Here is a 14258-nt window from a genome sequence, read left to right on the forward strand (position 1 = left end):
ACAATCAACTCCACATATTCTTCGATTCATTCTCATCTTTCTGACGATTTTAATGAAGGAAACTGACGATCAAGCTGCTCGTAAAGCTGAAGAATCAACCTGTCACTGAAGCCAAAATCTACCGGTCCACCTGAATCACTAGTCACAGAAAAATCTACAGATGTTTGAAATGGACGTACCATAATAATGGTTGCAACGATGAAGGCTTTTCTGTTTCCCTTATAGTTCACGGTAATCTCTCCACGCTCATTTGAAACGGCCGCTTTTTCAGAAGGTGCAGGAAATAGATCCGCTACCGCTCTGAATACTTCGTCTTTCTTGGCTTTATAGTAATGTGTTTTAAGTCTCTTATCATGTGGTTCTTCACTTGTTTCTGCATGATTACTAAAATACCTGGAAATAAATGATTTCACATACCTAACCCCTTCAAAACAAATTCGACATCATCTGATTATATTTTAACACGTTTTACTAAAAAAAAAAGTGAAGGTTCCCTAAACGCACTTAACGCGAAAGCAAAGTTCGAATCAATGCAGACAAGAACAAAAGCGGAAGCGGATGACTGGTCCTGCGTGCTGGAGCTGGATGTTGCTAATTTCAGTATGGTTATTCACAAGCAAATATTTTTGTAATTTCTTATATAACAAAAAAAGCCGTACAGAAGGAACTGTACGGCTTTCAATCACTATAGGACACGGGACTGTGGCACTTCAACAGGCCCCATCCCTCTCGGAACTTCCACTGTTTCATTTCGACCAGCCTCTAGTGCTTCGACAATAAATTCAGCTGCTACATTTGGATCGATGCGATCACCGCAAGTATATACATCGATACTTGCATATCCATGCTCGGGAAAGCTATGGATCGTTAAGTGCGACTCCGAAATAATAACAACCCCGCTTACCCCGTGTGGAGCGAATTTGTGAAAGGCAACTTCCCTTACTTCAGCACCTGCTTTGAGTGCTGCATCTACAAAAGTTTGTTCGATATATGACATATCGTTTAATTTATCTTCGTTACAATCCCATAATTCTGCAATAACATGTCTTCCCATTGTATCCATTCAAGGACCCCCCTTTTGATCAGTAACAAATTCACTTCCAAATGCCTAACATGCTCTACCACGGGGGAAAGTTAGTCCTGAGAGGTCCTAACCCTTTGAGCAGACATGAAGTCAATAATATTCAGAAGTTCAGAAAAAGTATATACGGTTTCCTGCATTATTGCAAGACACATTTTTTATTCTCTCATGGGGTGGTTCCTATTATAGATACAAAGACATATTAACGCCACTATTTACGATACTTTTACTTTCTTCTCTTGGCTTAAAAAGCTTCCGACATATTTGGCTAAATCCACAACTCTGCAGGAGTAACCCCACTCATTGTCGTACCACGCTAACACTTTAACTTTACGATCTTCGATAACTTGAGTGGATAATCCATCTATAATAGCCGAAGTTTCTGAAGTTGTATAATCAATGGAGACAAGCGGTTCATCACTGTATTCAAGAATTCCCTTCATTTTATCATCTGCCACTTTTGAAAAAGCCTTATTTATCTGCTCTTCCGTAACATCCACTTTCAGGTCAACGACTAAATCAACCAGGGAGACATTTGGGGTAGGAACCCTTAAAGCCATGCCATTTAATTTCCCCTTCATCGATGGAATAACCTCACCAAGAGCCTTGGCAGCTCCCGTGGACGTTGGGATAATAGATTGCGTGCATCCACGTGCACGGCGAAGGTCCTTGTGCGGATTATCTAAGTTTTTTTGATCGTTGGTAAAGGCATGGACAGTCGTCATTAATCCATTCTCAATGCCAAATTGATCTTCAAGCACTTTGACCACGGGTGCTAAACAATTTGTCGTGCAAGAAGCGTTTGAAATCACATCGTGCTGTCCTGGTTCATACGCTTCCTCGTTTACTCCCATCACAATTGTGGCATCAACTTCCTTTCCTGGAGCTGTAATGATAACTTTTTTTGCACCGGATTGGATATGCAACGATGCGTCCTTCTGTGTTTTAAACTTACCGGTCGCTTCAATAACAATGTCTACATTTAATTCATCCCAAGGCAGTTCTAAGGGATCTCGAGTCGCACAGAGTTTTATTTTCTTTCCGTTAACGACAATTCCTTGATCTATCGCTTTAATAGTTCCTTCAAAGCGTCCATGAACACTATCATATTTCACCATGTGTGCAATGGTTTCAGCAGGATAACTTGCATTAACTGCAACTAATTCAATCGAGTCGTCTAACACAGCCTTTCGAAAGACCATGCGCCCTATTCTGCCTAATCCATTTATCGCAATTCGCGTTTTCCCCATAAAGCAAGCCCCCTATATATGATATACTTTTGATCATTTTCACAAAAATAGTATAGCACATTGAAAGCGTTTTTGCAGAATTAAATACTTTTTTTAAAAAAAATAACTAACCTAAACAGATAAGATTTCCTGTCAGGTTAGTTTATGATGTTCCATTTCTCAAGTATGCTTTTTAATTGTTCCTGACTCTCTTTAACACTTCCTGTGTTATCAATGACAGCATCCGCCATCTCAGCCTTTTCGCCAACAGGGATTTGAGAACTTATTCGTTGTTCGGCATCCTCCATACTTGACTGGTCACGCTCCATCAGCCTTTGTAATTGCGTACCCTCATCTACGTATACCACAAGTGTCAGATCGGCGTAATGGGCAAGTTTACTTTCAAATAGTAATGGGATATCAAGCACAACGGCAGAATTTTGTTCTGCTTTATAAGCATCCCTTTGGCGCAGCATCTCTTTTCGGACTTCCGGGTGCACAATTTGATTTAAAAGATCTCGTTTTTCCTTATTTTTAAACACTATTTTTCCCAAGCTCTTTCGATCGATCGTTTTATCCTCATGCAATACTTCTTCACCAAATGCGTCAACGATTTTATGGTAAGCAGGCTCACCAACATTAACTACTTCTCTGGAAATTACATCGGCATCCACTACGGGGATATTGAAGGTATGAAACATTTCAGAAACTGTACTTTTACCACTTGCTATACTGCCGGTTAACCCGATTACAACTGTCATAATAACCTCCTCATACAAGCTTAATCAGTCCAATAATAATGAGTAGCATTCCTGGAAGTATTGATATATTGTTGATTTTTTTGCTCAGTTTCTCACCGCTTCGAACGCCTGCAAGTAACATGAAGGTCGTCATGATTAAAATTAAGCAAGCCGTTAAGTTAGGATCGATTCCTATGAATGAACCGCTGATTCCTGCTGCAAAGGTATCTAACGAGAGGGCAAGACTGAGAAGCAGCAGTTCTCTCCCTTTAATTTGCCCCGATCTGTCTAAATCAGCCGCTTCAGGTGATTGTAATACCTTCGTGGGCTGTGCCCAGACATTGTCCTCCTGTGTTGGTTTCTCAGGCTTCCTTAAACAATGGAAGAGGAAAAACAGCCCAATTGCGATCAGTCCTAATGCACCAAATCTTTCAGCATATGCTTGATCAATGAACGGTTTAATCCATTCACCTAAGTAGGCAGATAACAGGTAACAGCAGCCCGATAAACAAGCAATGGCACAAATTCCTTTTTTCGAAATCCCAATCTTTTTTAAACCAATCATACAGCCGATCCCAAAGCTGTCCACGCTCACAGCCAGGCCGAAGAGGAATGTAAATAGAACGATGCCCAATACGGTTCACCTCATATCCAAGAATGTGTGACATAGTATATGGACTCTCTTCGAAACCTGTTACTTCTGACAAATCGGGCAAATATGGGTGCCTCGCCCACTTACTTTTAACTTCACAATAGGGGTGCCACAGTCCAAACAATCCGTATCCTGCTTCCCGTAAACTCGCAGCTTCTGCTGAAACATTCCCATCTGTCCCTGGCTGTTCAAGTAAGACCGAATGGTAGTGCCTCTCTGTTCTACCGCCTCCATGATCGTATCAATACTCGCCTGTCTAACTCGTGCAGCTTCTTCTATAGAGAGTTGGTTTGCCAATCGCTCAGGGTGAATTCCGCTGCGATAAAGGGTCTCGTCCACGTAAATATTGCCCAGCCCCGCTACGACAGACTGATCTAGCAGGACTGCCTTCATATTGCGTGTAGTTTTACTAATTTTTTCATAAAAGTATTCAATGGTAAAAGCGGGATCGAATGGATCAGGCCCCAATTGATTTAAAGGTTTCTCATTCCATTCTGTTCCTTTCTTAAATAAATGCATCGTTCCAAATTTACGAACGTCGTTATAACGCAATTCAGTACCATCAGTAAAATGAAAAATAACATGAGTATGCTTCGGCTTCTCCACCGAAGCATCGTACACACCAAACTTCCCTTCCATTCGCAAATGGGAGACCATTGAAATATCATCCATCTTGAATATAAGGAACTTTCCTTTTCTTCCAATATCACGAATCGTCTGTGAATGAACCCATTGCTTAAAGTCATTTGGGTCTTGCGGGCGTTTAATAATATTTCCCCAATATATTGAAACGTCTTCAATTTTCTTATTTAGAACGAGTTGCTTTAATGTTTGTCTGACCGTTTCCACTTCAGGTAGTTCCGGCATGTTGGATCTTGTTCCCCTCTCTTACTTCGCGTCATACCAGGTTGGCCCATAAGAATAATCCACCTCTAGTGGCACCTCTAACTTGACTGTATTCTCCATGACCTCTGCTACAACATCTTTTAGTTTTTCTATTTCTTCTTCAGGCACTTCCAGAATAAGTTCATCATGTACCTGAAGTAACATTCGCGCCTTGAAACCGTCCGCTCGCAAGCGATGATATAAATCGATCATTGCTTTTTTAATAATGTCTGCTGCACTTCCTTGAATAGGTGTATTCATAGCTGTTCGTTCAGCAAAACTTCGCTTATTAAAGTTACGGCTTGTAATATCCGGCAAGTATCTACGCCGTTGCATAAATGTTGTTACATAGCCTGACTGTTTCGCTTCTTGAACAGACTCTTCCATGTAGTCTTTTACGCCAGGATAACTATTTAAATATTTTTCAATAAAACTCTTGGCTTCCTTACGGGAAATACCCAGACTCTGGGATAAGCCATAATCACTAATGCCATACACGATTCCGAAGTTAACGGCCTTAGCCTGACGTCTCATTTGATTTGTGACTTCATTACCGGGCACATCAAAGACTTCGCTGGCTGTTTGAGTATGAATATCTTTTCCTTCTTTAAAGGCCGCCATTAATTTTTCATCCCGGGCAATATGAGCTAAAACCCGAAGCTCAATTTGAGAATAATCACTTGAAAACATAAGCCATCCTTCTTCAGAAGGTACAAAAGCCTGTCTGATTTTCCTTCCCTCTTCAAGACGAATAGGTATGTTTTGCAAGTTAGGTTCAATAGAACTTAGGCGCCCCGTTTGAGCAAGTGCCTGGTTAAATCGAGTATGAATCATATTATTTGAGCTATCCACCACCTTCAGTAATCCCTCGAGGTAAGTAGATTGAAGTTTACTTAACTGCCTGTACAAAAGGATTTCTGGAATGATCGGATGCTGATCTTCAAGCTGTTCCAAGATGTCTGCTGAAGTTGAATAACCTGTTTTTGTCTTTTTAATGACTGGTAGTTGAAGGTCTTCAAACAGAACCGGCCCAAGCTGTTTAGGTGAATTCAAATTAAACGATTTTCCTGCAAGCTCATAGATTTCTGCCTTGATCGTTTCAAGTCTTTCTTCAAGCTCGCCTCTCATCTGTTCAAGTCGGTCCACGTCAACCTTTACTCCTTGATGTTCCATTTCTCCTAAAATTAATGCTAATGGCATCTCCAGGTTTTTATATAATTCCATCTGTTCGTTTTGTTCTAATTTTTGTTCCATAAGATCTTTAAGTTTAAACAACATCGTTGCTTTTCGGGCAAGATGCACATGGAAAACATCCTCAGAATCCGGAAGCTTCACTTTAGCTCCCTTTCCATATATTTCTTCATCATATTGCACCGCATTTTCATTCATTCGATGACTAATGGATGGAATATCATGGTTATTTTCCGAAGGGTTAAGTAAATAGGAGGCAAGCAGTAAATCAAAACTGATCCCTTTCGCTTCTATTCCGTAACGCTTTAAGGCTACTACCGTTTGCTTTGCATCAAAGACCCATTTTTCTTTCGTTTCATCCTCCATCCATGCTTTAAAACCTGCAGACTTTTCCGCATCTTCTATCGAAATAAAGTAATGCTCATGCTTATTGACAAAAGCAACCCCTTCAATCGGAGCCTTATGGTAATTATCAGAAAGCATTTCTACAATTAAGGCTTCTTGTCCAGCCAATATTTCCTCGTTAACATCCGTGATAACATTCACATTCATTTCCGGCCACTCATCATCTTGATCCAGCGGTGTTGAGTCCCCTTCTGGTGAAGCTACACGATTCATAAGTGACTGAAAACCAAGGTTGCGGAACAGAGCACTTATATTCTTACTTTCATAACCAATATAACGGATATCTTCAAGGCTGATTTCAATCGGAGCTTTTCTTTCGATGGTGACAAGCTGCTTACTCATAAATGCTTCTTCTTTATTAAGTTCCAGCTTTTCTTTCAATTTCTTTCCGCTCACATCTTCCAGGTTGTCATACACGTTCTCAAGCTTATCGAATTGACTTAGCAGTTTGACTGCGGTCTTTTCGCCAACACCCGGAACACCTGGAATATTATCCGAACTGTCTCCCATCAATGCCTTCAGATCGATAATTTGGTCTGGACGCACTCCCATTTTTTCCTGCATAAAAGCAGGATCATATGAATCAACAGTTGTGATCCCTTTTTTAGTCAGGCTTACATGAATACGATCTGAAACGAGCTGTAATAAATCCTTATCCCCTGAAATTACTTTTACTTCCAAATTGCTTTCGCCCGCTTGGGTCGCTAGCGTTCCGATGATGTCATCGGCTTCATAATTTTCAAGTTGGTAATATGGAATAGCAAACGCGTCCAATAGTTCTTTGATGACCGGAAACTGCTCAGACAGTTCAGAAGGCGTCTTCTGCCTGCCGCCTTTATAGTCCGAATACGTCTTGTGGCGAAATGTTGTTTTACCAGCATCAAATGCGACTAATAAACGATCGGGCTTATCCTCTTCTAGGATCTTTAACAGCATTGTCGTAAATCCATAGACCGCGTTCGTATAAACCCCCTTATCGTTATTCAACAAAGGCAGCGCAAAAAATGCCCGATACGCTATACTGTTTCCATCTATTAGTACGACTTTTTCCGCCATTTGCTCAACTCCTCAAGTATATGTATGTCTTTGCTCTATTCTACCACGTTTGTTGTCAGGAATAAAAAGACAGCTATTTCTCTGACCACCATGAGCAACCCTGAATCCTTCTCCCAACAAAAAATTGCATTAAAAAAGAGCAGAAGCAAGGGTTCGCTTCTGCCCAATAAGAGAAAACACCTTGGATGAAAGGGTTTCATTGGTAATAGTACCAAAACTTTATAAAGGGTCCTTTAAAAAAATATTAATGATTTGTAAATTTCTTCGGCAAAATAATTTCGAAGGTTGTACCTTCATTCACTTCACTTTCAACTTTGATAGATCCCTGATGAGCTTCGACAATGTGCTTTACAATCGCCAGACCCAGCCCAGTGCCTCCGGAATTACGGCTACGGGCCTTATCGACTCTATAAAATCTTTCAAATATCCTGGAAATTTCCTCCTCTGGAATCCCAACTCCATTATCCTTAATGGAAATACTAACGGACTCTCCATGATTTTGAAGCGATACTTGTACCAGTCCTGCTTCTCCTGTGTAGTTAACAGCATTTGTAAGCAAGTTCAGAAACACTTGCTTTAACCTGCTTACGTCTCCTTGAATGGTAGCCTTCTCGTCAATGGACATATCGAGACGAATGGATTTTTGAGCTGCTTGATGTTCTATGATCGGGAACAGTTCACCTAGAAGGTTCTGCAGCTCGATCTCTTCAACAAGTAATTTAAAATCATCTCTTTCTACTCTGGAGAGCTCCAGCAAATCTTCAATAAGCGATTGTAGACGCCCGCTTTCCTTCAGGATGATTCGCATAAATTGCTCCATCATAGCTTCATCTTTCATCGCGCCGTCCAGCAGCGTCTCTGAAAATCCTCTAATCGATGTAATAGGCGTTTTAAGTTCATGAGAGACATTAGCAACAAAGTCTTTACGCATTTGTTCAAGTTTTTTCATTTCAGTAATATCATGAAAAACAAGCACGATACCTTTCCATTTATTGTTACTACTAAAGATGGGCGCACCCGTCACTTCAAAATGCCTTCGGTCAATATGGACAGGCAGAGCAAATTTTTCACTGATCGTCTCTTCAAACATATAGATAGTCTGTACTGTTTCGTGAATGGCTGGGTAAGGAATGGCATCATGGTAAAGGTAACCTATGTATTCCTTCTTAATGCCGCCAAAACTTTCAAGAAAAGCTTTATTAACAATAAGAATATAACCCTTTTCATCTATTAAAATCAGGCCATTCCCCATGTTATTAATGACTGCTTCTAGTTGAGTTTCCTGCATTCCTTTGGTACTCATCATATCCTGAAGGTTCCTGGCAAGAACATTGATAGATCGGCTCAATTGACCTGCTTCACCAAAATGTCCTTCGTAGGTGCGGGCATTGTAATTTCCTTCAGCTAATTCTGTAGCCGCCTTTGATGCAGCACGAATTGGCCGAATATATTTAGAAAAAACATTAAAAACAACTAAGAAAATAGCAATGATCCCAAGCAGCAAAGTAAATCCAATGAGTAGCCAAATGTTTTTCGTAATATCTAATAACGACTGTACCGGTGAAAACACTACAAGAGTGCCAGTTATACCTTCCAAGTTCATCTGGAGGGGATAGTAGAAAACGGTCTCCCCTAATCGCCCTGCATTCATCGGAAATTGGTTTAATTGGATATTTGCAATAATTGTTTCTTTTTCGTCCTTCTGAATCGTCGGCAGTGTCTCAACCGTATCAATAATAACTTCACCTTGATTAGAGACCAATAAGATTCCTGTGTTCAGCTGCTTGCTAAAATCATTAAGGGAATTAGCCGTAAGTTGACCATCTTCTGAAAATTCCTTAAGGTAGCTGGCGACGTATTCACTCTGAACTGAAATGCGTTCTTCAAAGACATCAATAAAATAACTTCTTGTTAGCTGGGCTAATAAAATACCTAATCCGACCATGACAATAATGACAACTATCATATAGGTCAGAAGCGGCCTTTTATTGATCTTCATTTACTTTGGCTCCTCCATCTTGTAGCCCAATCCACGGATCGTTTTGATATAGACAGGCTTTTTTGTATCCGGTTCTATCTTCTCACGTAAATGACTGACATGGACATCAACAATTCTAGTATCTCCAACGAAGTCATAGTTCCAAACAGCACTTAGTAATTGATCTCTTGATAAAACCCGTCCAATATTTTGAGCCAAATAATGAAGCAGTTCAAATTCCTTCGGGGTAAATAGTAGTGAATTCCCTTTAATCGTTGCTTCATATTGTTCTGGATAAATAATTAAATCGGCTATTTCAATGAACCGTGATTCTTGTCCCATGGGCTCTCGTACCATTCTGCGTAAAATCGCCTTAATACGGGCCACCACTTCACGCGGGCTGAATGGCTTTGTTAAATAGTCATCCGCTCCTAATTCCAACCCTAATACTTTATCGAACTCATCATCTTTAGCTGTAAGCATTAGAATAGGGGTCTCCACTTGGTTCTGGCGGAGTTGTTTACATACTTCCATTCCATCCATCCCTGGAAGCATGACATCAAGTACGATCATGTCATAAGTCGTGGCTGATGCTTTCTCAAGGGCTTCTGGGCCAGTGTAAGCGACATCAGTTTCATACCCCGCTTGATCGATATTGTATTTTAATAACATAACAATGGATTCTTCGTCATCAACTATGAGTATTCTTTGCGCCACTTCGATCACCTCAATCTACAGGATACGTTCATGTTCATCATACAATGAAGTTTACACGGTGAACACGTATCTTTACAACTTTTACTTAAACTTTACATTTTATCCGGAAATTATAGTCCTAGTTATGGTGAGCGATAAATTCATCTATGAAAAAAAGCCAGCTTCCGCTGGCTTTTTCACGAAACTAATAAAAATTCTCTAAGGAGCTCGCATTCATAGATTTAGGTTCAAACGGAGGCTGGACAGCCAGCTTCCCTTCCACAACCACATCTCCTTCTTCGTCATACCCGACAACTTCCAAATCAACTACATGCTCTTCCTTCCGGACCGATTTCACTTCAAGCCTTATCCGAACTTCACTATAGTGATGAACAGGCTTAGGATAGGAGAGTTGTTGTCTCGTAATATGACTCCCTGGACCAGGTAAATGCATGGAGACCATCGACGATATCATTCCAAATACCATAACGGTGGGCACCACAGGACGTTTAAATGGAGTTCCGGATGCATAATCATGCTGAATGTATAAAGGATTAGCATCATCTGTTAAACCAAGATACATTAACAGTTCCCGATCTTCTATAGTAGAAGATGCCGTGAATGTGTCCCCGACTTTTAAGTCATTGATTTTTTTACCTAGTTTCCTCTTTTTACCAAGCATACTTCCACCTCTTTTGAAAGCGTTTTCCCATTTTAGTAAGAAAAAGGTTCGAGGCGTACCCCGAACCTGTCTCCTTTAGTTTAATACATTGAGTACATTTTTAACAGAGTCAGCAGATTGATCTAATTGTTTTTTCTCATCCTCTGTAAGTTCAAGCTCAATCACTTCTTCAATTCCGTTTCCGCCTAAAATTGTAGGTACACCGAGGTAGATGCCCTCATAACCATACTCACCTTCTAGATATGCAATCGCTGGGAGTATTCTCCGCTGATCTTTAAGAATCGCTTCAGCCATTTGTACTAATGAGGCTGCTGGAGCATAATAGGCACTCCCATTTCCAAGTAGTCCTACAATTTCTCCTCCACCCTTACGAGTACGTTCCACGATCGCATCAAGGCGCTCTTTAGAAATAAGCTTTTCTAACGGAATGCCACCTGCAAATGAGTAGCGTACAAGTGGAACCATGTCATCCCCATGTCCACCTAATACGAATCCTGTAACATCTTTAATGGATACGTTGAGTTCTTCTGCAACAAATGTGCGGAAGCGAGAAGTATCCAGTACACCAGACTGACCAATTACCCGATTCTTAGGAAGTCCAGCTTCCTGAAATACAGAATAGGTCATCGCATCAACAGGATTTGTTAATACAATTATATAGCAATCAGGTGAATACTTAACAATTTCTTTTGTAACGCTTTTCATAATTTTGGAGTTTGTACTGACGAGGTCGTCACGGCTCATTCCTGGCTTACGGGCAATACCTGCTGTAATGATGACTAGGTCAGAGTCTTTTGTATCCTCATAGTCGGCTGTACCTTTTATATTTGCGTCAAATCCTTGCACAGGACTTGCTTCAAGCATGTCTAAGGCTTTTCCTTTAGTCGGATCTTCCATATCAGGAATGTCTACTAATACAACATCGCCTAGTTCCTTTTGAGCTGCCATTAGTGCAGTTGTAGCACCAGTAAAGCCGCTGCCAATTACAGAAATCTTATTTCTACGAATTGCCATCATGATCCCCTTCCTTAGTCCATGTTTTTAATTAAAGCGTCACCAAACTCAGAACATTTTACTTCAGTAGCACCGTCCATCATTCGTGCAAAGTCATACGTCACAACTTTGCTTCCGATTGTCTTGTCCATAGCTTTAGAAATAAGCTCTCCAGCTTCTCTCCAACCTAGGTGGTCAAGCATAAGAACCCCGGAAAGAATAACAGAAGATGGGTTTACTTTATCCATTCCTGCATACTTAGGTGCTGTACCGTGTGTGGCTTCAAAAATAGCATGTCCAGTTTCAAAGTTGATGTTAGCACCTGGAGCGATACCAATTCCGCCAACTTGGGCAGCCAGGGCATCAGAAATATAATCCCCATTTAAGTTCATTGTTGCCACAACGTCGAATTCCTTTGGACGAGTTAAAATTTGCTGCAAGAAGATATCGGCAATTGCATCTTTAACGATCATTTTACCCTCAGCTTCTGCTTTATCTTGTGCTGCATTTGCAGCATCTTTGCCTTCCTTTTCTACAATACGATCATATTCAGCCCATGTGAATACTTTATCACCGTATTCTTCTTCTGCCACTTCATAGCCCCAATTTTTGAAGGAGCCTTCTGTGAATTTCATAATGTTGCCTTTATGGACGAGGGTTACATTTTTACGTCCTTCATTAAATGCATAATCTATGGCCGCACGTACAAGACGTTTTGTACCTTCTTCTGAAACAGGCTTAACACCAATACCGGAAGTTTCAGGAAAACGTATATTATGTACGCCCATTTCGTTTTGAAGGAAATCAATGACCTTCTTCACTTCAGGTGAACCTTCCTGCCACTCGATTCCCGCATAGATATCTTCTGTATTTTCACGGAAAATCGCCATATCTGTGTCTTCAGGGCGTTTAACTGGAGATGGCACACCTTCAAAATATCGTACAGGACGAAGACAAGTAAACAAATCCAGCTCTTGTCTTAGTGCCACATTTAATGAGCGAATTCCACCGCCGATAGGTGTAGTAAGTGGACCTTTAATAGCAATTTTGTAATCACGAATCGTATCTAGCGTAGCATCTGGCAGCCATTCACCTGTTTCGTCATAGGCCTTTTGACCAGCAAGTACTTCTTTCCATTCGATAGATTTTTCACCGTTATAAGCTTTATCAACAGCAGCTTCGATCACCTTGCTGGCTGCTGCCCAAATATCTGGTCCAATTCCGTCACCTTCGATGTACGGTATAACCGGACGGTCTGGTACGTTCAAATTACCATTCTGTTCTACTGAGATTTTCTGTGATTGTGTCAAAATAAACCCTCCTGAAAATTAGTATCTGGGATAAAGCATCCTTTTCTATCATACGTTAAAATAACCCGAATAAAAAGAGCAGAGAAAAAGCATACATTCAAAAATATTCAGCTTCTCTTGGGAGCTAATACATTCGTCATCCTTAAGTAAACTTTCATATTGGCTTACCAAACGTTATGCTCTTTCTAATTCACCCATACAATTCTATTCTAACGCTCTTCGATTGGCTTGTATGTTTGCCCTTTAGGCCCAACGTACTCAGCTCTTGGACGAATCAAACGATTATCTGCATATTGCTCTAGAATGTGTGCAAGCCAGCCAGACACACGGCTTACTGCGAAGATTGGTGTAAAGATATCGTGATCGATTCCAAGACTGTGATAAACGGATGCAGAATAAAAGTCTACATTGGCAGGTAAGCCTTTGTTTTCTTTAATGTAATCTTCAATCTTAATAGACATATCATAGTATTTAGAATGGCCAGTGAGTTCCGTCAGCTCGCGGGACATTTCACGTAAATGCTTGGCACGTGGGTCGCCATTACGATAAACACGGTGCCCCATACCCATGATTTTTTCTTTGTTTTCCAGTTTTTTCTCAATTTCTGGAATCGCTTGCTCTACAGATCCGATCTCTGTAAGCATCTCCATGACACGCTCATTTGCTCCACCATGAAGGGGCCCTTTGAGTGCACCGATAGCAGCTGTTACACCTGAATAAACATCAGAAAGTGTAGCCACACAAACTCGTGCAGTAAATGTAGATGCATTCAATTCGTGGTCTGCATGAAGCACCAATGCCTTGTTAAAAGCTTCTACTTCGATATCTTCCGGATCTTTCCCGTTCATCATATATAAGAAATTCGCAGCAAAACTAAGATCTCTCTTAGGTTCTACAGGGTCTTTGCCATTACGTATGCGAGCAAAAGCTGTAACCACTGTCGGAATTTTTGCTTGTAAACGAAGTGCTTTACGTTTATTTGCTTCTTCCTCCATAACATCTGATTCGGGATCAAATAAACCTAACATGGACACAGCTGTGCGTACAGCAGCCATTGGGTGAACGGTAGATAGATCATACGACTTCAGGTGGTCCACTACTTCACTCGGAATACCCATATTCGAAATAAGTTCTGTTTTAAACTGGTTCAATTCGTTTTGTGTCGGAAGCTTTTGATTCCAGAGCAAATAAACAACTTCTTCAAAACTAGAGTTGTTTGCTAAATCATCGATATCATATCCAACATAGGTTAATTTGTCATCGATAATCGAACTGATAGTTGACTCTGTAGCTGTAATTCCTTCTAAGCCTTTTGTTGATGCCATACAATCTCTCCTTTTTAATATGTTCCATTCTTTCA

13 protein-coding genes are annotated in these 14258 nt (G+C 40.6%); all 13 read right to left on the minus strand.

Going from position 1 to position 14258, the window contains the following annotated elements; translation table 11 throughout:
* Positions 1-32 precede the first annotated feature (32 nt).
* The gene (locus P9989_RS13845) at positions 33-413 is read right to left on the minus strand and encodes a cytosolic protein (RefSeq protein WP_283075475.1); all 381 of its coding nucleotides are present in this window, start codon (positions 411-413) and stop codon (positions 33-35) included.
* Positions 414-685: 272 nt separating this feature from the next.
* Positions 686-1063, minus strand: coding sequence for an adenosylmethionine decarboxylase (gene speD / locus P9989_RS13850; RefSeq protein ID WP_283075476.1), 378 nt, complete (start codon positions 1061-1063; stop codon positions 686-688).
* A gap of 233 nt (positions 1064-1296) precedes the next feature.
* Positions 1297-2331, minus strand: a complete 1035-nt coding sequence (locus tag P9989_RS13855) for a glyceraldehyde-3-phosphate dehydrogenase (protein WP_283075477.1) — start codon at positions 2329-2331, stop codon at positions 1297-1299.
* Positions 2332-2468: 137 nt separating this feature from the next.
* On the minus strand, positions 2469-3071 hold the full coding sequence (gene coaE, locus P9989_RS13860; protein ID WP_283075478.1) for a dephospho-CoA kinase: 603 nt from the start codon (positions 3069-3071) through the stop codon (positions 2469-2471).
* Positions 3072-3081: 10 nt separating this feature from the next.
* Positions 3082-3684, minus strand: a complete 603-nt coding sequence (gene ytaF / locus P9989_RS13865; RefSeq protein WP_283075479.1) for a sporulation membrane protein YtaF — start codon at positions 3682-3684, stop codon at positions 3082-3084.
* 60 nt (positions 3685-3744) lie between these two features.
* On the minus strand, positions 3745-4569 hold the full coding sequence (mutM, locus tag P9989_RS13870; RefSeq protein WP_283075480.1) for a DNA-formamidopyrimidine glycosylase: 825 nt from the start codon (positions 4567-4569) through the stop codon (positions 3745-3747).
* Between the two features lie 21 nt (positions 4570-4590).
* On the minus strand, positions 4591-7239 hold the full coding sequence (polA, locus tag P9989_RS13875) for a DNA polymerase I (protein ID WP_283075481.1): 2649 nt from the start codon (positions 7237-7239) through the stop codon (positions 4591-4593).
* 244 nt (positions 7240-7483) lie between these two features.
* Positions 7484-9238 carry a two-component system histidine kinase PnpS gene (gene pnpS, locus P9989_RS13880; protein ID WP_283075482.1) on the minus strand — a complete coding sequence of 585 codons (1755 nt, stop codon included), beginning with the start codon at positions 9236-9238 and terminating at the stop codon, positions 7484-7486.
* Complete coding sequence (locus tag P9989_RS13885) at positions 9239-9934, minus strand: response regulator transcription factor (RefSeq protein WP_283075483.1); 696 nt, start codon at positions 9932-9934, stop codon at positions 9239-9241. It lies immediately after the preceding gene.
* Positions 9935-10118: 184 nt separating this feature from the next.
* A complete protein-coding gene (locus P9989_RS13890; RefSeq protein ID WP_283075484.1) occupies positions 10119-10595 on the minus strand; it encodes a MaoC family dehydratase in 477 nt (158 codons plus the stop codon).
* 75 nt (positions 10596-10670) lie between these two features.
* Positions 10671-11609, minus strand: coding sequence for a malate dehydrogenase (gene mdh, locus P9989_RS13895; RefSeq protein ID WP_283078921.1), 939 nt, complete (start codon positions 11607-11609; stop codon positions 10671-10673).
* Between the two features lie 14 nt (positions 11610-11623).
* Positions 11624-12898, minus strand: a complete 1275-nt coding sequence (gene icd, locus P9989_RS13900; protein WP_283075485.1) for an NADP-dependent isocitrate dehydrogenase — start codon at positions 12896-12898, stop codon at positions 11624-11626.
* Between the two features lie 209 nt (positions 12899-13107).
* Positions 13108-14223 carry a citrate synthase gene (citZ, locus tag P9989_RS13905; RefSeq protein ID WP_283075486.1) on the minus strand — a complete coding sequence of 372 codons (1116 nt, stop codon included), beginning with the start codon at positions 14221-14223 and terminating at the stop codon, positions 13108-13110.
* Positions 14224-14258 lie beyond the last annotated feature (35 nt).

It is taken from the genome of Halobacillus naozhouensis (genome assembly GCF_029714185.1).
In the GTDB taxonomy this organism is placed as follows: domain Bacteria; phylum Bacillota; class Bacilli; order Bacillales; family Halobacillaceae; genus Halobacillus_A; species Halobacillus_A naozhouensis.